The sequence below is a fragment of the Marinobacter alkaliphilus genome, from assembly GCF_055394375.1.
In genome coordinates, this window is record NZ_AP043751.1 from 1,523,371 (window position 1) to 1,544,959 (window position 21,589).

Sequence of the window (21,589 nt, forward strand, 5' to 3'; positions counted from 1 at the left end):
TTTGATCAGTGACGGAAATGGCGCATGCCGGTGAAGACCATGGCGATGCCGTGTTCGTTGGCAGCGTCAATCACTTCTTGGTCGCGCATGGAGCCGCCCGGCTGGATGACAGCGGTAATGCCGGCCGCCGCAGCGGCGTCGATGCCGTCCCGGAACGGGAAGAAAGCATCCGATGCCATGACGGACCCCTTCACTTCCAGGCCTTCGTCGGCGGCCTTGATGCCGGCAATCTTGGCGCTGTAAACGCGGCTCATCTGGCCTGCGCCCACGCCGATGGTGCGGCCGGCCTTGGCGTACACGATGGCGTTGGATTTCACGTACTTGGCCACTTCCCAGGCGAACAGCAGGTCGTTCAGTTCCTGCTCGGAGGGCTGGCGCTCGGTGACGACTTTCACGTCTTCCATGGCGACCATGCCCAGGTCACGGTCCTGCACCAGCAGGCCACCGGTCACGCGCTTGTAGTCCATGGTCTGGGCGCGCTCGCCGTCGAACTCACCACAGGCCAGCAGGCGTACGTTCTTCTTGGCAGCGACAATCTCAACCGCTTCCGGCGCCACGCTCGGGGCGATGATGACTTCCACGAATTGGCGGTCCACAATGGCCTTGGCGGTAGCCGCGTCCAGTTCCCGGTTAAAGGCGATGATGCCGCCGAACGCCGAAGTGGGGTCGGTGGCGAAGGCCAGGTCATAGGCCTGCAGAATATCGGTACCGATGGCTACGCCACAGGGGTTGGCGTGCTTGACGATGACGCAGGCCGGGTCGGCGAAGGGCTTGACGCACTCCAGGGCGGCGTCGGTGTCGGCTACGTTGTTGTAGCTCAGTTCCTTGCCCTGCAGCTGCTTGGCGGTGGCCACACAGGCTTCTTTCGGGTTGCGCTCGGCATAGAAGGCCGCGCGCTGGTGCGGGTTTTCACCGTAACGCATGTCCTGAACCTTCACAAACTGGGCGTTGAAGGTGCGGGGGAAATCAGCGTTGTCGTTGTCCGGGGTGCGGCCACCCAGGTAGTTGGCGATGGCACCGTCGTAACCGGCGGTGTGTTCGAAGGCCTTTACCGCCAGGTCGAAGCGTGTGTTGTAACTGAGCTGGCCATCGTTGTTGTCGAGCTCTTTCAGTACCCGGCTGTAGTCGGAAGCGTTGACTACGATGGCGACATCGTTGTGGTTCTTGGCCGCAGCACGGACCATGGTGGGGCCGCCGATGTCGATGTTCTCAATGGCGGTGGCCAGATCGCAGTCGGGGTTGGCTACGGTGTCTTCAAACGGATACAGGTTTACCACCACCATATCGATGGGGTTAATGCCGTGCTCGCCCATGATGGCATCATCGGTGCCGCGACGGCCCAGAATGCCACCGTGGATCTTCGGGTGCAGGGTTTTTACCCGGCCGTCCATCATTTCCGGGAAACCGGTGTAGTCGGACACTTCGGTGACCGCTACGTTGTTTTCCTTGAGCAGGCGGAAGGTGCCGCCGGTGGACAGCAGCTCGATGCCGCGTTCGGTCAGGGCACGGCCGAAGTCGACGATGCCGGTTTTATCACTCACGCTGATCAGGGCGCGACGGACGGGGGTGTTAGCCTGGTTTGCCATGGGTCACTTTCTTCGCTGTTCAGATAAGCCGGGGATAGCCTGGATATAAAGAACAAGGGCCTCGCGAACGCATCCGGGAGGCCCTTCAGGGACAAGTCTGATTATAGCAGACCGTACTGCTTGAGTTTCTTGCGCAGGGTGCCGCGATTCAGGCCGAGCATGGTCGAAGCCTTGGTCTGGTTGTTGCGGGTGTATTTCATCACCTGCTCCAGCAGCGGGGCTTCCACTTCCGACAACACCAGCTGGTAGACGTCGGAAACCGGCGCGCCATCCAGCTGCGCGAAGTAGTTCTTCAGGGCCACTTCCACGCTGTCACGCAGGGTGACGGTGTTGCCGCTGTTGTTTACCGTGTGCAACTGATGCAGATCATCGTTTGCCGGTGTGCTCAGGGTGTCGTTTGCCAAAGTCTCAGCGGTCATGCTGCGAATACCTCTCCATTTCGTAAGCCTGAAAAATACTGTTCGATGCTGTCTTTCTGCTCCAGCGCATCGTCGATGGCGTTGAAGCGTTTGCGGAACTGTTTGCTCTGGTCGTGGGACTGCAGGTACCAGCCCACGTGTTTCCTGGCGATTCGCACGCCCATTTTCTCGCCATAAAAGCCGTGCAGCTCTGCCAGGTGCTCTGACAGGATCTGCTCCACCTCATTCAGGGGTGGTTCTGGCAGGTGTTCACCGGTTTCCAGGTAGTGCAGGATCTCCCGGAAGATCCAGGGCCGCCCCTGTGCACCACGGCCGATCAGCAAACCATCTGCGCCGGTGTGCGTCAGCACTTGCCGGGCTTTCTCCGGCGTGGTGATGTCGCCGTTGGCAAAGACTGGAATGCCGACGCTGGCCTTCACCTCTGCGATGGTGTCGTATTCCGCGTCGCCGTTGTATTTGTCTGCACGGGTGCGACCGTGAACCGCGATGGCCTGGATGCCTGCGTCTTCGGCCATTCTTGCAATCACCGGCGCGTTCCGGTTGTCCTGATCCCAACCGGTGCGCATTTTCAGCGTGACCGGAATGTCCACGGCGCTGGCCACCGCTTCCAGAATGGCCCTGACCAGCTTTTCGTCTTTCATCAGGGCGGAGCCTGCCGCCTTGTTGCAGACCTTCTTTGCAGGGCAGCCCATGTTGATATCAATAATCTGGGCCCCGAAGGCGGCATTCTGCCGCGCCGCATCGGCCAGCATGTCCGGATCGCCACCGGCAATCTGAACAGACCGGGGTTCCGGTTCGCCCTGATGGTTCAGGCGAGTCTGGGATTTCCGCGTATGCCAGAGTTTGCTGTCTGCTATGACCATTTCTGATACTGCCAGGCCCGCTCCCATCCGCCGGCAAAGCTGCCGGAAGGGTCGATCGGTTACACCGGCCATGGGTGCAACTATCAATGGGTTGGGCAGGGTATACGGCCCGATTTTTGCCGTCGGCAGCATGATCTGAGTCCGTGTCACAGCGATTTAAGCAAGATTCGGCCAGAAGCGGCTGGTTAAATTATGACCGCTTCAGTCTCCGAAGGGCGGTAATGATACCGCCGGAGGGGGTCTGATTGAAGGGGAAAAGTGCTGAAAAAATTGATTATTTTTCGTGCTTTTTGGTTGACTTTTGCGCTGTCAACTGTCGCCCCGGCCCCTCATCAGGGTGTCCAGGGCCGGAAGCTCAGGTTGTAATTGACCGCGTCGCGGCCCGGATCGCGGATGCTGATCGCAATCCGTACCGGAGTCTCAGAGGGCATGGCGCTGAGAGATTCCGCTTCACCGGCAAGATATTCCGCCGGTGTAAAGGTGCTTTGCGCAACCACATCGCCGTTGAGGTTGGAAAAGGTCAGGGCGATGGCCGGGAACGGCTGTTCGAAGGTGGCCCGGTTAATGATGACAGCGTCGACGATCAGCTGGGTGCGGTTGTCCGGGTCGGTCCGGACGACCAGTTTCCTGCTTTGGATGGCTTCTACGTTGATCAGCGGTTTCAGCTGGCAGCCCGCCAGTTCACAGCCTTTCTCGTAGAATGGTCGGAGCTGGGGAATGGCAGACAGCCGATCAAACTGGAACCAGGTTACCTGGGCAACCAGAGCGCCCAGTAGGGCCACAACGACGAGCGTCCACAGGGCGGTTCTCAGGCGGCTGCGGCCCTGGCCAACCGATACCGGGTCGCGGCGCAGGTCCCGATACAGGGTGTCGGGCGTTTGATCAGCCCTGCGTGCCGGTTCTTTCGGGGCCGCAGGCCGGTCGTCATCGGTTGCCGCAAGCGTAAGCTCTTCGGGAGCGGTTGCCGGGCTGGCTGACTTGCTTTTGCCTGGCGCTGGCGGCTCGGGTGTTTCTTCGCTGTCGGCGGCGTCAGGTGCCTCGGATGCTGGCGAATCCGGGGGTGTCAGCTGCAGATCCGGCTCAGGTTTGTTTTCCGGTTCTGGCGCTTGTGGTTCAGGTTCGGCCGGTGCTTTCGGCGCCCGAGCCGGTTGATCGTCCGCCAGCATGGCTTCCGCCCAGCTTTCGTCAACGTCCTGCTTTTCCGGGGTCAGGTCGTCATCGTGGTAGCCGGACTCTTCCGGTTCATCAAACGAGCGGAAACTGTCGCTCAGTTCGTCATCGGAAAACGTCAGCTTGCTGCCGGCATAACGGCCTTCTGTGGCATCTTCTTCCGGGTTGTCGGCAAAGATAAAGTCTTCTTCATCGTGCCCTGCGTGGGTGTCTGCGGGCGGAGGAGGGGTTTCCCCTGCTGCTTTGCCACCTGTGGCGGCTGGCGCAGCGCTGCCGGTGGATTTGACGACCTGGTGCTCAATGGCGTTGAAAACTTTCAGGCAGCTGCCACAACGGACTTTTCCCCCGGCGATACTGAGTTGTTCGTCAGTCACCCGGAAACGGGTTTCGCAATTAGGGCACTGAGTCTGCAGGCTGCTTTGGGGCATGCTTCGTTCCTGAAAGCTTGATCGCGGATAGATCGATTCTCGATCATTGATCTATCACTACATCTGTCACTACAAAGGAGGCAGTTTAGTCGTAAAGCCCGGGCTCGTCATCCGTCCTTGCGCCGTCCTGTGAGGCGTATCCAGTCTTCTTTCTGTTCCGGCTCGTCCATGGTGAACCAGGGCTCGTAGGCGTCCATCACCTCCCGGGCCTGATTGAACAGGATGCCGGACAATACCAGATCCCCGCCGGGCCTGGTCAGTTCCGCCAGTCTCGGAGCCAGGCCGATGAGCGGTTGGGCCAGGATATTGGCCAGCATAATGTCGGCTCGGGTGTTCGGATCCTTGCCGGGCAGGTAGAGATCCAGGCGGTTGTCTTCCACGCCGTTCCGACGGGCATTGTCCCGGCTGGCTTCCAGCGCTTGCGGATCGGTATCCACGCCAATCACGTGGTCCGCGCCGAGCAGCAGGGCGGCCAGGCCCAGAATGCCGGAGCCACAGCCGTAGTCCGTCACCTGCTTGCCCGCGACATCCTGGCCGTCGAGCCATTCCAGGCACAGGGCGGTGGTCGGGTGGGTGCCGGTGCCGAAGGCCAGGCCCGGGTCCAGCAGCAGGTTGGCCGCGTCCGGGTCTGGCGCCTCGTGCCAGCTGGGGACAATCCACAGGCGCTTACCAAACTGCAGGGGATGGAAATCGTCCATCCAGGCCCGTTCCCAGTCTTTGTCTTCTACCAGGGTAACGTCGATTTCGGGCAGGGACTGCTGGGTTTGCTGATGCCAGGCGTCGCGGATATCCGCCAACAGTTGCTCGGTGTTGCGGTCAGACTGGAACAGGCCGGTAACCGTGGTCTGGCTCCAAAGGGGTGTGGTGCCCGGGTCGGGCTCGTACAGGGGCTGGTCGGCTGCGTCTTCCATGGAAACGGCGTCTGCGCCCATTTCCATTAACAGGTCTTCCAGCTGATCCGCGGTGTCCGGATCAGCTGGAATCTGGAGTTGTATCCAGGGCATGGTTAATCCCGCATCAGTTTCTCAAGGTAGTGGATGGTGAAGTCTACCTGTTTAAAGCCACCATCGCGTACCAGTTTTCGATGCAGGGGTTGGTTGGTCTTGATGCCCTCGACCAGCATTTCGTCCAGCGCGTTCTTCATGCGCCGGCGGGCAATCTCCCGGTCGTCGCCCCAGGTGATCAGTTTGGCCACCAGGGAATCGTAGTACGGCGGTACCGTGTAGCCGCTGTACAGATGGGAGTCGACACGAATGCCATTGCCACCGGGAGCATGGAAATGTTTGACCTTGCCGGGGCTGGGCACGAAGGTTTGCGGGTCTTCGGCGTTGATCCGGCATTCGATGGCGTGGCCAGAGATGTGGATTTCGTCCTGGCTGTATTGCAGCGGCAGTCCGCTGGCAATGCGCAGCTGCTCACGGACGATATCAACACCGGTCACCATCTCGGAGACCGGGTGCTCAACCTGTACCCGGGTGTTCATCTCGATGAAATAGAACTCGCCGTCCTGGTACAGGAACTCAAAGGTGCCGGCACCCACGTAGCCGATTTCCTTACAGGCGTCGACGCAGGCCTTGAGCGTGCGTTCCCGGGATACCGGGTCAACATTCGGGGCCGGGGCTTCCTCGATGACTTTCTGGTTCCGGCGCTGCATGGAGCAGTCCCGGTCGCCCAAATGGATCACGTTGCCGTGCATGTCCGCCAGTACCTGAATCTCCACATGGCGTGGTGTTTCGAGGAATTTTTCCAGGTAGACGGTCGGATCGCCAAAAGCGTTCTTGGCTTCGCTCTGGGTGATTTGTACTGCCTTCAGCAATGCAGCCTCGGAATGCACCACCTGCATGCCACGACCACCACCACCGGAAGCGGCCTTGATCATTACCGGGTAGCCGATCTGGCGAGCCACCTGGAGGGTGCGCTCGTCGTCGTCCGTCAGCGGACCGTCAGAGCCGGGCACGGTGGGTACGCCGGCCTTCTTCATGGCTTCAATGGCGGATACCTTGTTGCCCATCAGGCGGATGGTTTCCGCTCTTGGTCCGATAAAGCGAAAGCCGCTTTTCTCGACCTGCTCAGCAAAGTCGGCGTTTTCAGCCAGGAAGCCGTAACCCGGGTGAATGCCTACGGAGTCCGTTACTTCTGCAGCGCTGATGATGGTCGGGATGTTCAGGTAGCTTTCCGTCGCGCTGTTGGGACCGATGCAGACGGTTTCGTCGGCGAGACGAACGTGCATAAGGTCGCGATCGACCTGTGAGTGCACGGCTACCGTCTTGATGCCCAGCTCTTTGCAGGCGCGGAGGATTCGCAGGGCGATTTCACCGCGGTTTGCGATCAGAACTTTTTCTAACATGGCCATGGTTAACAATCACCGAATTCAGGAAATGACGACCAGGGGCTGGTCAAACTCCACCGGCTGGCCATTCTCGACCAGGATTTCGGTGATGGTGCCGGCTTTGTCAGCCTCGATCTGGTTCATCATCTTCATGGCTTCCACAATGCAGATGACATCACCAACGTTTACCTTCTGGCCAACTTCGACAAACGCTGCAGCGCTCGGGGACGGTGAGCGGTAGAAGGTGCCCACCATCGGAGATTTCACTGCATGGCCATTGATGGCAGCTGGCGTAGAGGTTTGTTCAGCCGGCGCTGCCTCGGGTGCTGGGGTCGGTGCCGGAGCCTGGGGCGCGGGTGCTGAGTAGTGGCTCACGTAATGGCCACCGGAGGCCTGTTCCCGACGGCGCGATATACGAACTGAATCGTCACCCTCGTGAATCTCCAGCTCCTCGACGTCTGACTCCTCGAGCAGTTCAATCAGTTTCTTGATTTTACGAATATCCATAACTGTTCCAGTCCCGTTGTCTCTGGTCTATCGGTGAATTCGTTGCAGTGCAGCCTGCAGAGCAAGGTCGTAGCCCTGGCTGCCCAGCCCGCAGATAACCCCTTCGGCGATATCTGAAAAATAGGAGTGATGGCGGAAAGGTTCCCGCGCATGCACATTTGATAAATGCACTTCTATAAACGGTATGCCGGAGGCCAGCATGGCGTCCCGCAGGGCGACACTGGTATGGGTAAAGGCGGCAGGATTGATAATGATAAAATCCACGCCCTCACCCCGGGCCTCATGTACCCGTTCAATCAATTCGTACTCTGCATTGGATTGCAAATGCAGCAGGTGGTGACCTTGCTCGGCCGCTTTCTGGTGCAAGCGGTCGTCAATATCGGCCAGTGTTTCATAGCCATAGACCTCGGGCTCCCGGGTGCCGAGCATGTTGAGGTTGGGGCCATGGAGCACAAGTATGGTCGACATGGTTCTGTCTGCCTTGGTGTTTTACAGGATCGCCGAAGATAACGGCACGTTACCTCAATGGTGCGTACTTGTTAGCCTCAGATCAACACTTTTTGACAATCTTGCCTGTCGTACATTGGTCTTAAAAAGGTTACACAGCAATCGCTGTAAGCGCGATGACATTTCGTTGATGACAATCATTGTCGATGAAGGTGAGCCATGCCGGTATTCGACATTGGTTTCATGGGGCCGGGCGCGGCGCCCGGCCCGAAGTGATCAGGATTCTGCCAGGGAAACGCAATTACGCCCATGTTCCTTGGACGTGTAAAGCGCCCGATCTGCGCGCTCGCACAGGGACTGGGCGCTGTCACCCTGCCAGGCGGAGATGCCGCAACTGAAGGTGACGTTGAATTCCCGGTCGCCGGCCGGCTGTACCAGCTCGGAGAAGCGCTCGCGGATTTCATTCAACACGTTGCGGGCGTCACCGGGCCGTGTGTTGGGCAGAATGATCGCAAACTCCTCACCACCATAACGACCGATGTGATCCGTTTTTCGCAGTCGCTGCTTCAGAAACATCGACAGGCTTCGCAGCACCCGGTCGCCAATGGGGTGGCCAAAGGTGTCGTTAACCTTTTTGAAGTAATCGATGTCGAGCATTGCGAAACACAGGGGTTGGTCTTTCTGCCGGGCCCGCACGATTTCCTGCTCCAGCAGATGCAGGGTATGGGTGTGGTTATACAGGCCGGTGAGGCTGTCGCGAATCATCAGTGCCAGCAATGACCGGGCCCGGCGGCCACGGTTGTGCAGGGTGGCAATCAGGTGCTTGGGGTCGATGGGCTTGGTCAGGAAGTCGTCGCCCCCCAGGCTCATAGCGTGCAGCTGCTTGCTGACGTCTTCTTCCGCGGACAGGTAAATGATGGGAACGCTGTGGAAGCGATCCTGCTGACGGATCACCCGGGCGATCTCCATGCCGGTGCAGCCGGGCATGTACATGTCCAGAATGATGATTTCCGGCGAAAACTCTTCCAGGGCGTGAATAATCTGCATCGGATCGGTGATGATGTGAGCGGTCATGCCCGCTTTCTTCAGCACCGTTTCCATGTATTTGGCCTGGGCCCGGGAGTCATCCAGAACCAGCACCTTGTAGGGCTCGACCGTATTGCCGTGGGTGTAGGTTTCGATCTTTTCGATCAGCTGGCCGGGGTCCACCGCCGGGTAGAAAAACTCCTCGCCGCCACACCGGGATGCTCGCAGGCGGGTTTCAATACTGCCGTCTTCATCGCTCATGAAGATGATCGGTATGGGCGTGTCGTGCTGCTCCTGTAGCTGCTCCACCGTGGCAATGCCACTGTTAGTGTCGCCGCCGAAGTTGACATCCATGAGGATGGTTTCCGGCTTGCTCAGGGCGCAGGCTTCAATCAGGTCAGAGGCACTGCTGAACGCGGACGCCCGGAACCCGAAAAATTCCAGCTGGCGGATCAGGCGGGCGGCCATTTCACCGTTGGACAGCGCAATGTAAACCGGTGTGCGTCGGTATTGCTGGGGCGTGTCGGAGGTTTCCTGGTCGGTACGGCGTTGGGTGCAATGGCGCAGAGTCTCGGTGGCATCTTCCAGTTGTCGTGCCTGGTCATCCTCAAGGGGGGAGCTCTGGTGCCAGTGCTCAAGCAGTCCCAGGATGTGCTCCGCAGCGGCGGCATGGCTCTCCATTTCGAACCGTTTGGCATAGCGGACCAGCTTGTCCGTTGCCGAGACCAGCTCATCGCGGTAAACCGCGGCTTGATCCCTGTCTTCGCGAATCTTCTGCCAGGTATCCAGAACCACCCTGGCCTGGGTGGTCACACGGCGGGCGAAATGCTGCCTGAGTTTTTCTTTCTGGCTTTCGTCGTTCATTGTGCTCCGGCCTGTCTGTTTTCATTTTTTGATGGTCCGATCCGGCAGGACTAACTTTTTAACCTTAGTCCTTTTGCAGAGTCTATAGTGTTTAATGTTGTCGGCGTAGGTTGCGCTATGTAAATGTTTGTCAACTCTGCGGTACAGGTCACAGACACTCATCTAACCAATTATCGGACCGGAGCCCCAGCAGCTATGGCGGGGATGCTTGGAAAGAGAGCTCAGCAACACGGCGTGATTACGCTTCAGGGGCTATTACTGGTGTTTACCGGTGGCTTGCTGGTGCTCATTCTCACGGCGTCGTTCATCACCAGTTTCGGCTATTTTCGGGGCTACGTAGCCGATCAGCTCGGTGACCATGCCCGGGACGGCGCCACGGCCACGGGCTTATCCTTGTCGAACGCCATTGATGGCTCAGATCCGGTGGCAGCTGCGTCGCTGCTTGATGCCGTGTTCGACAGTGGCCGGTACTTGTCTGTGGAATACCTTGATCACAGTGATAGCCTGATTGCGGGCAGAAGAATGCCGCTTCAGGGTACTGCCGCCCCTGGCTGGTTTATCCGTTTGGCCTCCCTGCCGCGGCCAATGGCTGAGGCCGAAGTCGTGCGTGGCTGGAGCCGTCTGGGCAAGGTTCGTGTGGTCAGTCATCCGGGCCGGGCTTACGACGATCTCTGGCGCATTACCGTGGGACTGTTGGTGGGCGTGCTGGCCATCGGCGGTGCCGGTCTGGTCGTCCTGCACCTGTTGCTGGGGCGAATACTCAGCCCGCTGAAAGCGTTGGAAGCTCAGGCCAGGGCTTTGGGGCAGCGGGATTTTCGGAAACGGGTCGACATCAAGTCAACCCGGGAACTGAACCAGGTTACCGAAGCCATGAATCAGATGGCGGATGACCTCGGCCAGTTGTTTGAGGGGCAAGGCAAGCTGATCCAGCATTTGCGCAAGGTGAACAACGAAGATCCCGTGACCGGCTTGGCCAGTCGGAGTGCCTTTGATCAGCGACTGCGGGCTGAGCTTGAATCCGAGGAAAAGGCTGCCCCGGGCGTGCTGATTATGATCCAGCTCGGCGTTTTCGTTGACTACAACAGGGCCTATGGCCGCAGCGAGGGTGACCTGCTCCTGAAGCAGGTTGCCGGCTGTCTGCGGCGCTTTGTGAAGCGGCATGCTGAATCTTTCGCCGGGCGCAGGACGGGGGCTGAATTCGCGGTTTTCCTGCCGGGCGCATCCGCGGCAGATGTCCGTGTGTGGGCGGAAGAACTGGTGGCGGAACTTGACGGGCTTTATGCGGATCATGCCGCACCGATGGATACCATCGTGCACGCTGGCCTTGCGGTGACCGCAGAAGGGCTGGGCAGCCGGGACCTGCTGGCAGCTGCCGATGAGGCCCTGGTGGCAGCCCAACAGCGGGATGAATCCTGCTGCTGGGTGGCCGAAACGGGCCCGGAGAATCACCACAACATGGAAACCTGGCGGGCTATCATCAGCCAGGCGATACGTGACCGCAGTTTGTCGCTGTGGTTACAGCCCATGGTGCAGGGCGGTGAACAGTCGGTGGTTCACTATCAGGTGTTTTCCCGTATCAACAGTCCTGAAGGGGTTCTCAAGGCAGGTTTGTTTGTACCTGTGGCCGAGCGCCTTGGGCTAATCAAGGACATTGACCGGCTGCTGATCGAGCGGGTTCTGGAGCGCCTGGCGAGCCATCCAGGGGAGCGCCTGGCGGTATCCCTGGGGAGTGCGTCCGTTGCTGATCCGGAGTTCCGGAGGGATTTGCTGGCGAGTCTTGGGCAGGCAGGGCCTCTGGTTAGTCGTCTTTGGGTTGGTGTGGCCGAGCAGACCATTCACCATCACCGCAAGGATGTCAGCACACTGGTTCGAGAGCTTGTCCGGCTCGGGGTGCCGGTTCTGGTGGATCGTTTCGGGGTGGGGGGCGTGCCGTTCAGCTACTTGAAGAATCTGCCGTTCCGGGCCATGCGTATCGATAACAGCTTCATCCATAACCTGGACAGCCATGATGAAAATCGTTTCTGGCTGGAGTCCGTGGTGGCCATAGCGCGCAGCCGGGGCGTGAAGGTTTTTGCGACAGGAGTGGAAACGGCAGCAGAATACTCGGTACTCTGTAAACTGGGTATTGATGGAGCCATGGGATACCATCTTGGCAGGCCATTTGCCGCTGATTGACAACTGACGGGAGACTTGCAGCCTTATGCCGGGCAAAATCACACAGTACTTCAGGGACAAGAAAGACGATATGCAGGATTACACCGGAGGCAACGGTGTCATTGGCAAATTTGTTCTGGCGATCCTGTTGGTATATCTGCTTGTAACCACCATTCTCGGTATGTACTGGAGCAGTGAGCCAGATACCTTTTCTGTGCGAGAGCACACCCGTGCTCTCGCCAGTGACATGGGCCGGGAGCCGGTGACCGGTTTTGCCACCACGGCCACGATGATCAAGATTGCCGAAACCTTGCTGGACAAACCCGGTGGCTACATTTCCAACGATATCTTCCCGCCCGGGTTGTGGATGGACAACATGCCCAACTGGGAGTTTGGTGTGCTGGTGCAGTTGCGGGATCTGTCCAGAGCCATGCGTAAGGACATCAGCCGCTCCCAGAGCCAGTCTGCTGAAGACGCGGACCTGATCATCGCCGAGCCGCAGTTTCATTTTGACAGCGGTAGCTGGGCCATTCCTTCCACGGAGCGGGAGTACCGTCGGGGCATTAATGCGCTGAAACGATACCTGGACCGGCTGTCTCATCCGGAGCAGCCCAACGCTCAGTTTTTTGCCCGTGCTGACAACCTCAATAACTGGCTGGCAGACCTTGAAACCCGGTTGGGCAGCCTGTCACGAACGCTCAGCGAGAGTGTCGGGAAAGCCTCGGTTTCGGAAGCCCTGGCGAACCTCAACCCGGATGATCCGCTGGCGGAAGACACCGGTGGTGATGACGTGAAAACGCCCTGGGCCAAAATTGATGACGTGTTCTATGAGGCCCGGGGCAGCGCCTGGGCATTGCTGCACATCTTCAAGGCCATTGAGGTGGATTTCCGCAAGGTATTGCAGGACAAAAATGCCATGGCCAGCGTGAAGCAGATCATTATTGAGCTTGAGGGCACGCAACAGCCCATGTGGAGCCCGGTGATTCTGAACGGCAGCGGCTTCGGGGTGCTGGCGAATCACTCACTCACCATGGCGGCCTATCTGTCGCGGGCGAACGCGGCCATCAGTGATATGCGGGATCTGCTGTCCAGGGGTTAAGAGACCAGATCTCGCGCACAAAAAAGCCGGGCAGTTGTGATGACTGCCCGGCTTTTTTGTGCCTGAAGTGCGATCAGCCTTTGTAGGCGTTAACCGCGTCTTCAATGGCTTTTTTGGCTTCGGAGGCGTTGCCCCAGCCCTGTACCTTCACCCACTTGCCGGGCTCCAGCGTCTTGTAGTTTTCGAAGAAGTGACGGATCTGGTTGCGCAGCAGCTCCGGCAGGTCGTCGATCTCTTTAACATCGTGGTAGGTGGTGGTCAGCTTGTCGTGCGGCACCGCAACCAGCTTGGCATCACCACCGGCTTCGTCTTCCATGTTCAGCACGCCTACCGGGCGACAGCGAATCACGCAGCCAGCCTGAATGGGGTACGGAGTAACAACCAGCACATCGATGGGATCGCCGTCATCAGCCAGGGTGTGGGGGATGAAGCCGTAGTTGGCCGGATAGAACATGGGGGTGGCCATGAACCGGTCAACCAGCAGGGCGCCCATGTCTTTGTCCAGCTCGTACTTGACCGGGGAGCTGTTAGCCGGGATCTCGATGGCTACGTAGATGTCTTCTGGCGGGTTCTTGCCAGCGGGGATGTTGTCGAATTGCATGTGCGATCCTTCCTGCTACGTTGAGGTACGTTTAACTGCGTTCAAAAAGTGGGCGTAATTATACGGGACAATGGTGTGGACCGAAACTAAACGTTGGTCTGTAAGGTTCCGCAACAGGTTGCCGCTGGCTCGGGGCTTTGGTAGTTTTCAAAATAGAAGTGGCGAAATTTCATCCATTCTCAAGGGATATGAGAGACAATGGAACAAAGGAATGGTCGGGTGATTGATCTAACGGCTTGCCAGGTTTGGCACGAAAGCGGGCTCTCGATAACGTTTGAGGGTAATCCGGGCTCTTCTCACTTCGGCGTCTCCCCTTGCCGCCCCGAACGCCTTTCCTCCCAATTCCCCTGATACTCAATGATAGAGTGTTGATCCACTGACATAGGACGTTGCATATGCTGGGTTCCACAGGCTTACAGTTCACCATAAGCGTTGGTGAACTGCCCGACGACACTTTCAGTGTGTATGAGTTCGATATTACTGAAGCTCTTTCAGAGGTATTTGCCCTTGACCTTACAGCCTTCAGTAAGGCCAGTCACATTGCGCCATCGGAGGTATTGGAGCAAGAGATAATCCTTCGGATATACCAGGATGAGCAGTTGCTGAGGCAGTTCAGAGGTGTGGTGGCCGAGTTTTCCCGTGGTACAGCGGGCAACCACAGAACCCGGTACGAGATGTTCGTTAGGCCTCCACTCTGGCGCCTCGGCATAGGCCGGAACAGCCGGATATTCCAACATAAAGATACCGAAGTCATTGTCCGGGAGTTGCTGGAGGAATACGCGGTAGTAGGCACACGTTTCGACCTGAACCGGAAACCGGAAGAGCGTGAGTACTGCGTGCAATACCGAGAGTCAGATCTCGCCTTCCTGAAACGGTTGGCGGCTGAAGAAGGTTGGCACTTCAGGGTGGAACACGGCACGCAGAGTTCTGAGTTTATCGTCGCAGATCATTATCGGGATTCGTTGAAACTGGAAAATGCCCCATACAATGCCACGGCTGGAGGGAGCAGTCGGCAAAGCTGTGTATACCGGTTCGATACCACCGAGCGAGTGGGTGTTGCCGGGGTTACCATGAAAGACTACACCTTCCGCAACCCCGCCTATGGGCTCGACCATGTGGAAATGGCGTCAGACCTGCAGCACCAACGGCCAGACTACGAACACTACGATTATCCTGGTCGGTACAAGCAGGACGCCAGCGGCGAGCCCTTCGCCCGTGCACGGCTTGATAGCCTCCGGCAGGGCGCAAGCACCGCCAGCGGAGAAAGTAATCGGGCTGATTTTACAGCCGGGGCTCGTTTTCAGTTGGAGGGCCATTTTGATGACGCCGCCAATAGTGAATGGTTGTTGATTAGCGTGACTCATCATGGTGTACAGCCTCAGGTGCTGGAGGAGGAAGCAGGAGGGGAGCCCACTACCTACGGTAATGGGTTCACCGCTGTACCGGCAACGGTAAATTGGCGACCACGGAACGACCGTTGCCGCCCGGTAATGGATGGCCCTCAAATAGCCCGGGTGACCGGTCCGGCCGGGGAAGAAATCTATTGCGACGACCACGGCAGGGTCAAGGTATGGTTCCCCTGGGACCGCTATGGCACGGACGATGAACACAGCAGCGCCTGGTTGCGAGTCAGCCAGGGCTGGGCCGGCGGCCAGTATGGCTTCATGGCGCTACCCCGTGTAGGCCACGAGGTGATTGTCAGCTTCCTGGACGGTGATCCAGACCAGCCCATCATTACTGGGCGAACCTATCATGCGACCAATACGCCACCTTATACCCTGCCTACCAACCGAACCCGAACTGTACTCAGAACACAGACACACCAAGGAGGCGGCTACAACGAATTAAGCTTTGAAGACGAAAAGGAAAAACAACTGGTTTATCTTCGGGCGCAGAAAGACCATGAGTTGGAGATCTACAACGACCAGAAGTACTCCGTCGGCAATGACCGTGAAAAACACATCGGCAACGACCAGCGCCTGAACGTAACCCGGGACGAACAGGTCGACATTGGCCGCGACCAGAAGGCCTCCATCGGGCAGGATCAGACCCTGGAGGTTGGCCGTGACCGGTTTACCAACATTGGCCGCCACTATCGCCTGGAAGTGGCTGATCGTCGCCACGAGTTCAGCCGCGCCAATCATGATCTGGAAGTGGGTGGACACTACACCCAGAAAGTGCAGGGCAAGGTACTGGTAGAGGCCGGCGAAAGCGCGCTGATCCATACACGGAACCTGACGCTCACCGGCAGCGAAAGCGTGGTTATCCAGGGGCCGGGGGGCAAGATCACCATTGGCTCAGGTGGCGTGACCATTGATTCACCGTCCATCAAGCTGAACGGGCCGGTGGCGGTCTCAACCGGCGCGGTCTCGCAGATCAAAACCTTGGAAAGCGCGGCTCGGGAGGGAACGCCGCTGGTTGATATCTGCTCCGCGTGTGGAGACGGTGCATGAGTAACGCCAAGCGACAGCATGCGCTGGTCTGCCGGGGCGTGCAGTGGTTGATACTGGACGCCGCCGCCTGTCCCGAACCCCTGTGGTTTGCCCGTGGTGCTGGCTTGGACACCCTTTCCCTGTTCCGCCAGCAGGACGAAGAGCTCGCCGACAGCGGCCCCTGGCTCATTGCAGTTGAGGGGGAGACCGGGACTATCGATGTGTGTTTGCAGAAAGATCCGCTGGGCCACGCCAGCCTTTGGATTTCGAGCTCCTTTGGCCATAAACATCTGGCGGATGCCTTGCGGTCGCGGGTGTATGCCCGTTTGCCCGGAGGAGAAACAACGCGGTTTCGCTGGTACGACCCGCGAGTACTTAGCCCCTACCTGGAAGATTCGCCGCCTCCTCGCCGCGATGAGTTCCTGGCTCCTTTTGATACTCTGATTCATGCCGATCTCAATCCGTACCAGCACCCGCACCAATATCAGCTTTGGCAGCGAAACGAAGCCGGAGACAGTTTCGTGGGTCGTCACCTGCCGTTCATGGAGGAAATCTGATGGGTATTCCCGTTTCATTGAAAGGTCATTACCACATGTGCCCGATGTTCTCGGGTAACACACCACACGTTGGTGGCGGCATTGCCGAGGGCGATGGGGCCTTTACCGTCAACGGTACGCCGGTTGCCCTGCAGGGCCATAAGTGCAACTGCAAAGTCGGCGGGCCCGACACCCTGAGCCAGGGTACTCCCGGGTTGACCGTGAACGGCGTGCCAGTTGTGTTGCAAGGGAGCGCTACGGCTCACGGCGGCGTGGTGCTCGAAGGTGATCCAGCAGTAACGGTGGCCTGATGATGGCATGGACATTGACTCAGGAAGAGCTTGACCGCATGCCCAGCCAACAGCAACGAGTTCGCCAATATGCGTTGGCGCGCCACCTGTTGGATTTGCCCGATCCACCAGCAGACTGGCCCGAATGCAAGGCGCAACTAGATACAGGCTTGAGCCTCGCGGCAGAAGCCGGTTTTACGAGCCTGCCCGCAGTCACGCTCCTGCTGGAAGCGCTGCACTACGTGCCTGACGCATTCGAGAATACGGCGGTACAAGGTTATCTACATTCCGGAGCGCTCGAGCAGTTTCGGGCAGAGCGGGTACTGGAATGGGCAAGGGAGCACAAGCAGCACAAGGAGAATGTGGATGAGTTGTCATGAGGATTGCCAATGCCGCCCGGGCGTTGTGGCTCTGGTGTTTGTGCCAGGGATTATGGGTACGAGGTTGAAGAACCGCAGGAGCGGTAGCTCTGTTTGGGACCCTGCTGCTGGAATGGAATATGAGGGCCCCAGTGGTGCGGCCATCGAAATCAAAGCGCAGCGCGAACAGGAAATGGCTGATGCCCAAGCGGAGGACGGCGACGGAAAGCTCGAAGTTATAGGTAAATGGTTCCGGCGCCGCTGGGTTGGAGTGAAAGAGCGCGGTGACGGCTTGGTTGAAAGAGGCCGAACGGCCCGTCGTTATGTGGGAGTGGTTCCTCGAGTCAGTGATTTTGTGTTTGCCGGGCCGTTACGGCGCAAAGAATTGCTGGTAAATGATGAAGTTGGGGATGAGGGAAGCCCCGCTGTGGATCGGAAGGACGATTTGTTGGACGTTGATGACGGATCTGATCATTATTTCAAAGTTTACACTGCAGTACCGCCTTCTCAGGTAGAAGAAAAGCGCCAGCGAGGTTGGGGTGAGGTGCATTGGGACAGTTATGGCCCATTCCTGAAGTTTCTAGAAAATAAGGGGCGGAATTTGTCACGGCTGTATCCTGGCCTGCGCTTCCCTGTGTTCGCCGTAGGCTATAACTGGATGTTGAGTAACGGAGCTGCGGGCGAGCGCCTGAAAGACCGAATTGCCGAATTCCGTCAACAGATCGTGGACCAGGACGATCGCGGTATCGGGCCGGCAGACGTCAAGTTTTTGGTAATCAGCCATTCCATGGGTGGTTATGCCTCGCGGGCGGGCTTTGCCATGGCGGGCTTGGAGACTGACGTGGAGGCCGTCATTCACGGCGCAATGCCAACACATGGTAGCCCTGCCACTTATAAAAAGTTCCGGGCGGGCGAATCGGGAGGCGTCAAATTGGTGCTCGGTAAAAATGCTGCAGATGTGACGGCTATCCTCGGGTTCTGTCAGGGCGGCCTTGAACTTTTGCCCAATCAGTTATATCGCACAGCGGACAATCAGGCGGACTGGCTGTATCTGAAAAGCGGAGATCAAGAACCGGAAATGATGGATGTTGGGACTGGAAGTGCGGTGTTTGATTTCTACTCCCGGTTTGATGTTTGGTATCGGATGATTCAGCCGGAGTTGTTGGCGCCAGAGATTGCTGGAGTCCCATCAGACCAAGGCGGTTTGGATGGGCATGAGACGGCGATGAAAGTTCGGTTGGGCAAAACTTCGCTATTCCATCAGGCCCTTGCGGATAATTTCCACAATACCTCAGCGCTTATTTACAGCAATAACGACAATAATCTAGCGTTTGATCGCTGCTTGTGGGAGGGAGCGCAGGTTTCAGATGGCGGGAAAGATGAGTGGATAGTATACCGCCACGAGAACCACGCACTGTTTTTCGGTGACGGTACGGTAAGCCTATACGGACCTCAAGAGAAACAAAGGCACGAAGCGGCATTGGATAGTTGGCTAAAGCAGGCCCGGCATGAGTACCATCCACCGCCGCCACCCCGAGCCCATACCGCAGACTACAAACTGCAATCAGAAACCGCCCCGGGGGATGGTACCGTCCATGCAGGTGCGGGTGACCATCCCAGGTCTGCCGGAGGGCTAAAGCGGCTTGGCCTGCCTGCAACAGAGGAGCACCAGGGCTTTTTCAACTGTCCGGATGTCCGGGATCTGGTGATGGGGGAGTTGCAGATCCTGTTGCCGGACATACATCGAAAACTGGGAGGCTGAATGGCGCCTATTGCCCGACATGCCCTCACGGGGTTTTTGTTTCTGATACAAACCACACAAGGACTGGCCATGAACAAAATGGAAGTGCGAGAAGAAGATATTCCGGTGTTCGAGTTTACGGAACATTGTGCCGGCCGCTACCAGTTAGAGCTGCCTGCGGATATGGAGTTGATCCGAAGCGGCTACAACGACGAGTTGATCCTAGCTTCGGTGTACCCACCAGATGAGGTGCGTCACGATACGGCCTATCGGGGTGAGCATCGGGTTGATGGGTGGCGATCACGGGTGGAAGCTGCCCGTCAGAAAGAGCCTGTAGAAACACGCAATGTACACTGGGTCCCGGAAGGAAGCCTGAAAACACTGGTGTACTATGCGGACTATCGGAAAATTCCAGGTTTGAGTGAAGACCCGGCTGCCAAACATGTATTTAAAGCCCATTTCCTCAAAGACTTCTCAACTGCGGAAAGGTCTATTGCCATTCAAGGGCAAGGTGGTTTGGGTTTCGTTTCGCGGGATGAACCCGAATACAAAGCCATCTACCACGAACGCCTGACCCAGATGCAGGAGCGAGCTCAAGCTCTGGAACACCACCCCTGGCCCCATAACAAACCAGGAGTGTGTCTAGACCGGGAGTTTGTGGTGGTGAACGCAGTAGCGCCGGAACGAGAGGGCTATAGCATGCAGTTTGTCAACGGTAAAGGGTCCTGGTTTACGTTGAAAGGCGGTACCTATACCAGTGAAGGAAGGATGAAAGAGGTGCAGAGCGAAGCTCGCGGTATGTTGGCCTTCCTGGCGTCCAGCAGCATGAAGGTCGCGGGCCGCAAGGGCCGGCTGTTCATCAGCGACGGCAAGTATAGCGAGACCGAGCGGGAGTTTCGTTGGGTGGCTACCGACAGCAAGGTAAACAGCTTTCACCACGGCCACTTTGTGATTGAAGGCGCTATAGAAATGAAAGACTACCCGGAAATGGCGCCGATGAAAGGCACAGACGTGATCGTGGGGCTGCTCAAGAGTGTTCAGGTACGGCCGTACGCCATGCTGGATGCTAAGCGATGAACGATACGGAACTCCGGCGTCGGTTCCTTGCCACATTGATCATCATCGGTACCACCCTGCTCGGTACCCTTGCGGGCGTTGTTACTGGATTGATTGTGGGTGTCATTCCCGGCGTGATGGCGCTTTTCGAGGCCAACTCTGGGGGATGGAACGGTATTGCCCGGGCGGTGGTGTTTTTGTTCCTGGCCGGTGGTTTTGGCTTGGTCGGAATGCTGACTGGAATTTGGCTCGGGTTCCGAAAGGCTTGTTCAAAACCCTCCTAGACATTTTCCATACGCCTGGGGGCACACTACAAACAGGAAGGTAGAATGGCACCGGTGATTCAACGCACCTTGGTGACGCTGGCTCTTATGATCGGGCCAGTACAAGGAATGGTCATGAGCAAGACGGATGTGCGAGAGGACGAGATCCCGGAATTCGAGTTTACGGAACACTGCGCCGGTCGCTACCAGTTGGAGCTGCCGGCGGACATGAAGCTAATCGACAGCGGCTACAACGATGAACTGATTATGGCGTCGGTGTACCCGCCGGAAGAACAGGTCCACGACACTGCCTACCGGGGTGAGCCGCGTGTAGAGGATTGGCAGGCCCGGGTGGAAGCACAGCGGCAGAAGGAGATTGTTGAAACCGGCTACGTGCATAAAGGGCTGGAAGGTAGTCTCAAAACACTGGTTTATTATGCGGACCGACGGAAGATTCCCGGAATGCGTGAAAAGCCTAATCGTAGCCATAAGTTTGAAACCTTTTTTCTCAAAGACTTCCCGGAGGTTGAACAGGCCATTGCGATCCAGGGCCAGGGGGCGCTTGGCGTCGTGCAGCGTGATGAACGGGATTACAAAGCCATCTACCGGGAGCGCCTGGCCCGGATGCAGGAGCGTGCCAATCAGGTGGAATACCACCCCTGGCCACATAAAAAGGCGGGCGTCTGCCTGGACCGGGAGTTCGTGGTGGTGAATACCCTGGCCCCGGAGCGGGAAGGGTATGCCATGGAGTTCTATAATGGCAAGCGTTCAAGATTTTTGCTGATGGGTGGCACCTACACGAGCGAAGGCAGGCTGAAAGAGGTGCAGAAGGAAGCCAGCGGCATGCTGGCCTTCCTGGCTTCCAGCAAAATGAAAGTGGCGGGCCGCCAGGGCCGGCTGTTCATCAGCGACGGCAAGTACAGCGAGACGGAGCGGGAGTTTCGGTGGATAGCGACTGATAGCGAGGTAAACAGCTTCAAGAACGGCCACTTAGTTATTGAAGGCGCCATTGAGATGAAGGACTACCCTGAAATGGCACCGATGAAAGGCACCGACGTGATTGTCGGGTTGCTCAAGGGTGTGCGTGAGCGCCCCTATGGCATGTTGGACGTTAAGAGGTAGTTGGTTAGCACCACATATTAACGTTTTGACAAGGATCGGCTGTGATGCAGTGGTTTATGGTGTTCATTGGAATTGTTTTCGGTTTATTTATTGGCGCTGTGATGGGCTGGTTCGTCGGATTGACACCGGTGGTCATCGATACGTTTAACAGTCTTTTCTCATTGAAAAGGTCCGGTGACTTTTTTGGTGGCAATCTGAATGCTGTTGTTTTCACGCTGCCGGTACTGGCTATTCTGGGCTCAATTGTGGGTGGATACCTGGGATATCGTGCCGGTTGAAAACTGAAGACCAAACAGA

General features: G+C 57.7%; 21 protein-coding genes. 11 read left to right on the forward strand and 10 right to left on the reverse strand.

The genetic code is table 11. From position 1 onward, the window contains the following. Positions 1 to 5: 5 nt before the first annotated feature. From purH to ACZ5Q2_RS06835, 9 genes are all read right to left on the reverse strand, one after another. Positions 6 to 1,586: a bifunctional phosphoribosylaminoimidazolecarboxamide formyltransferase/IMP cyclohydrolase gene (gene purH / locus ACZ5Q2_RS06795; RefSeq protein ID WP_432210313.1), complete on the reverse strand. Its 1,581-nt coding sequence runs from the start codon at positions 1,584 to 1,586 to the stop codon at positions 6 to 8. Between the two features lie 101 nt (positions 1,587 to 1,687). Then, positions 1,688 to 2,005, reverse strand: a complete 318-nt coding sequence (gene fis, locus ACZ5Q2_RS06800) for a DNA-binding transcriptional regulator Fis (protein ID WP_058092452.1) — start codon at positions 2,003 to 2,005, stop codon at positions 1,688 to 1,690. Beyond that, complete coding sequence (gene dusB / locus ACZ5Q2_RS06805) at positions 2,002 to 3,000, reverse strand: tRNA dihydrouridine synthase DusB (RefSeq protein WP_138435836.1); 999 nt, start codon at positions 2,998 to 3,000, stop codon at positions 2,002 to 2,004. The genes fis and dusB overlap by 4 nt, the downstream gene beginning before the upstream one ends. Before the next feature lie 200 nt (positions 3,001 to 3,200). Beyond that, on the reverse strand, positions 3,201 to 4,466 hold the full coding sequence (locus tag ACZ5Q2_RS06810; RefSeq protein WP_432210312.1) for a DUF3426 domain-containing protein: 1,266 nt from the start codon (positions 4,464 to 4,466) through the stop codon (positions 3,201 to 3,203). A 107-nt stretch (positions 4,467 to 4,573) separates the two neighbouring features. Further along, on the reverse strand, positions 4,574 to 5,470 hold the full coding sequence (gene prmA, locus ACZ5Q2_RS06815; RefSeq protein ID WP_061330723.1) for a 50S ribosomal protein L11 methyltransferase: 897 nt from the start codon (positions 5,468 to 5,470) through the stop codon (positions 4,574 to 4,576). A gap of 2 nt (positions 5,471 to 5,472) precedes the next feature. After that, entirely contained in the window at positions 5,473 to 6,819 is a 1,347-nt protein-coding gene (gene accC / locus ACZ5Q2_RS06820; RefSeq protein WP_058092456.1) for an acetyl-CoA carboxylase biotin carboxylase subunit, read from the reverse strand. 18 nt (positions 6,820 to 6,837) lie between these two features. Beyond that, the gene (accB, locus tag ACZ5Q2_RS06825) at positions 6,838 to 7,302 is read right to left on the reverse strand and encodes an acetyl-CoA carboxylase biotin carboxyl carrier protein (protein WP_061330722.1); all 465 of its coding nucleotides are present in this window, start codon (positions 7,300 to 7,302) and stop codon (positions 6,838 to 6,840) included. A 27-nt stretch (positions 7,303 to 7,329) separates the two neighbouring features. Continuing rightward, positions 7,330 to 7,770, reverse strand: coding sequence for a type II 3-dehydroquinate dehydratase (gene aroQ, locus ACZ5Q2_RS06830; RefSeq protein ID WP_061330721.1), 441 nt, complete (start codon positions 7,768 to 7,770; stop codon positions 7,330 to 7,332). A gap of 255 nt (positions 7,771 to 8,025) precedes the next feature. Further along, positions 8,026 to 9,639 carry a diguanylate cyclase gene (locus tag ACZ5Q2_RS06835; protein WP_432210311.1) on the reverse strand — a complete coding sequence of 538 codons (1,614 nt, stop codon included), beginning with the start codon at positions 9,637 to 9,639 and terminating at the stop codon, positions 8,026 to 8,028. Positions 9,640 to 9,834: 195 nt separating this feature from the next. Here ACZ5Q2_RS06835 and ACZ5Q2_RS06840 point away from each other — a divergent pair, with 195 nt between their 5' ends. Together ACZ5Q2_RS06840 and ACZ5Q2_RS06845 are read left to right on the forward strand one after the other, a co-directional pair. Continuing rightward, complete coding sequence (locus ACZ5Q2_RS06840; RefSeq protein WP_432210310.1) at positions 9,835 to 11,814, forward strand: EAL domain-containing protein; 1,980 nt, start codon at positions 9,835 to 9,837, stop codon at positions 11,812 to 11,814. A 25-nt stretch (positions 11,815 to 11,839) separates the two neighbouring features. Further along, complete coding sequence (locus ACZ5Q2_RS06845) at positions 11,840 to 12,892, forward strand: DUF2333 family protein (protein WP_432210309.1); 1,053 nt, start codon at positions 11,840 to 11,842, stop codon at positions 12,890 to 12,892. Between the two features lie 73 nt (positions 12,893 to 12,965). On the opposite strand, the gene ppa is transcribed toward ACZ5Q2_RS06845, so the two are convergent. Continuing rightward, complete coding sequence (gene ppa, locus ACZ5Q2_RS06850) at positions 12,966 to 13,493, reverse strand: inorganic diphosphatase (protein WP_058092462.1); 528 nt, start codon at positions 13,491 to 13,493, stop codon at positions 12,966 to 12,968. A gap of 395 nt (positions 13,494 to 13,888) precedes the next feature. Here ppa and ACZ5Q2_RS06855 point away from each other — a divergent pair, with 395 nt between their 5' ends. The 9 genes from ACZ5Q2_RS06855 to ACZ5Q2_RS06895 all read left to right on the forward strand — a co-directional run bounded on the left by ACZ5Q2_RS06855 (position 13,889) and on the right by ACZ5Q2_RS06895 (position 21,570). Further along, on the forward strand, positions 13,889 to 15,946 hold the full coding sequence (locus ACZ5Q2_RS06855) for a type VI secretion system Vgr family protein (protein WP_432210308.1): 2,058 nt from the start codon (positions 13,889 to 13,891) through the stop codon (positions 15,944 to 15,946). Beyond that, positions 15,943 to 16,482 (forward strand): DUF4123 domain-containing protein, encoded by a 540-nt coding sequence (locus ACZ5Q2_RS06860; RefSeq protein ID WP_432210307.1) that lies wholly within the window; start codon positions 15,943 to 15,945, stop codon positions 16,480 to 16,482. The genes ACZ5Q2_RS06855 and ACZ5Q2_RS06860 overlap by 4 nt, the downstream gene beginning before the upstream one ends. After that, positions 16,482 to 16,772 carry a PAAR domain-containing protein gene (locus ACZ5Q2_RS06865; protein WP_286251983.1) on the forward strand — a complete coding sequence of 97 codons (291 nt, stop codon included), beginning with the start codon at positions 16,482 to 16,484 and terminating at the stop codon, positions 16,770 to 16,772. The genes ACZ5Q2_RS06860 and ACZ5Q2_RS06865 overlap by 1 nt, the downstream gene beginning before the upstream one ends. Then, a complete protein-coding gene (locus ACZ5Q2_RS06870) occupies positions 16,772 to 17,131 on the forward strand; it encodes a hypothetical protein (RefSeq protein WP_432210306.1) in 360 nt (119 codons plus the stop codon). Before ACZ5Q2_RS06865 ends, ACZ5Q2_RS06870 begins: the two co-directional genes overlap by 1 nt. 64 nt (positions 17,132 to 17,195) lie before the next feature. After that, positions 17,196 to 18,872 (forward strand): lipase family protein, encoded by a 1,677-nt coding sequence (locus ACZ5Q2_RS06875; RefSeq protein WP_432210305.1) that lies wholly within the window; start codon positions 17,196 to 17,198, stop codon positions 18,870 to 18,872. Positions 18,873 to 18,941: 69 nt separating this feature from the next. Beyond that, positions 18,942 to 19,928, forward strand: a complete 987-nt coding sequence (locus tag ACZ5Q2_RS06880; RefSeq protein ID WP_432210304.1) for a hypothetical protein — start codon at positions 18,942 to 18,944, stop codon at positions 19,926 to 19,928. Beyond that, positions 19,925 to 20,191 (forward strand): hypothetical protein, encoded by a 267-nt coding sequence (locus tag ACZ5Q2_RS06885; protein WP_432210303.1) that lies wholly within the window; start codon positions 19,925 to 19,927, stop codon positions 20,189 to 20,191. Before ACZ5Q2_RS06880 ends, ACZ5Q2_RS06885 begins: the two co-directional genes overlap by 4 nt. A 114-nt stretch (positions 20,192 to 20,305) precedes the next feature. Then, a complete protein-coding gene (locus ACZ5Q2_RS06890; RefSeq protein ID WP_432210302.1) occupies positions 20,306 to 21,292 on the forward strand; it encodes a hypothetical protein in 987 nt (328 codons plus the stop codon). A 41-nt stretch (positions 21,293 to 21,333) separates the two neighbouring features. After that, positions 21,334 to 21,570, forward strand: coding sequence for a hypothetical protein (locus ACZ5Q2_RS06895; protein WP_432210301.1), 237 nt, complete (start codon positions 21,334 to 21,336; stop codon positions 21,568 to 21,570). The last annotated feature ends 19 nt before the right edge of the window (positions 21,571 to 21,589 follow it).

Excerpts from the sequence above, each read along its gene's own strand:
- purH (WP_432210313.1), bottom strand. The coding sequence starts at position 1,586 with ATGGCAAACCAGGCTAACACCCCCGTCCGTCGCGCCCTGATCAGCGTG.
- fis (WP_058092452.1), bottom strand. The coding sequence starts at position 2,005 with ATGACCGCTGAGACTTTGGCAAACGACACCCTGAGCACACCGGCAAAC.
- dusB (WP_138435836.1), bottom strand. The coding sequence starts at position 3,000 with ATGCTGCCGACGGCAAAAATCGGGCCGTATACCCTGCCCAACCCATTG.
- ACZ5Q2_RS06810 (WP_432210312.1), bottom strand. The coding sequence starts at position 4,466 with ATGCCCCAAAGCAGCCTGCAGACTCAGTGCCCTAATTGCGAAACCCGT.
- prmA (WP_061330723.1), bottom strand. The coding sequence starts at position 5,470 with ATGCCCTGGATACAACTCCAGATTCCAGCTGATCCGGACACCGCGGAT.
- accC (WP_058092456.1), bottom strand. The coding sequence starts at position 6,819 with ATGGCCATGTTAGAAAAAGTTCTGATCGCAAACCGCGGTGAAATCGCC.
- accB (WP_061330722.1), bottom strand. The coding sequence starts at position 7,302 with ATGGATATTCGTAAAATCAAGAAACTGATTGAACTGCTCGAGGAGTCA.
- aroQ (WP_061330721.1), bottom strand. The coding sequence starts at position 7,770 with ATGTCGACCATACTTGTGCTCCATGGCCCCAACCTCAACATGCTCGGC.
- ACZ5Q2_RS06835 (WP_432210311.1), bottom strand. The coding sequence starts at position 9,639 with ATGAACGACGAAAGCCAGAAAGAAAAACTCAGGCAGCATTTCGCCCGC.
- ACZ5Q2_RS06840 (WP_432210310.1), top strand. The coding sequence starts at position 9,835 with ATGGCGGGGATGCTTGGAAAGAGAGCTCAGCAACACGGCGTGATTACG.
- ACZ5Q2_RS06845 (WP_432210309.1), top strand. The coding sequence starts at position 11,840 with ATGCCGGGCAAAATCACACAGTACTTCAGGGACAAGAAAGACGATATG.
- ppa (WP_058092462.1), bottom strand. The coding sequence starts at position 13,493 with ATGCAATTCGACAACATCCCCGCTGGCAAGAACCCGCCAGAAGACATC.
- ACZ5Q2_RS06855 (WP_432210308.1), top strand. The coding sequence starts at position 13,889 with ATGCTGGGTTCCACAGGCTTACAGTTCACCATAAGCGTTGGTGAACTG.
- ACZ5Q2_RS06860 (WP_432210307.1), top strand. The coding sequence starts at position 15,943 with ATGAGTAACGCCAAGCGACAGCATGCGCTGGTCTGCCGGGGCGTGCAG.
- ACZ5Q2_RS06865 (WP_286251983.1), top strand. The coding sequence starts at position 16,482 with ATGGGTATTCCCGTTTCATTGAAAGGTCATTACCACATGTGCCCGATG.
- ACZ5Q2_RS06870 (WP_432210306.1), top strand. The coding sequence starts at position 16,772 with ATGATGGCATGGACATTGACTCAGGAAGAGCTTGACCGCATGCCCAGC.
- ACZ5Q2_RS06880 (WP_432210304.1), top strand. The coding sequence starts at position 18,942 with ATGAACAAAATGGAAGTGCGAGAAGAAGATATTCCGGTGTTCGAGTTT.
- ACZ5Q2_RS06885 (WP_432210303.1), top strand. The coding sequence starts at position 19,925 with ATGAACGATACGGAACTCCGGCGTCGGTTCCTTGCCACATTGATCATC.
- ACZ5Q2_RS06890 (WP_432210302.1), top strand. The coding sequence starts at position 20,306 with ATGAGCAAGACGGATGTGCGAGAGGACGAGATCCCGGAATTCGAGTTT.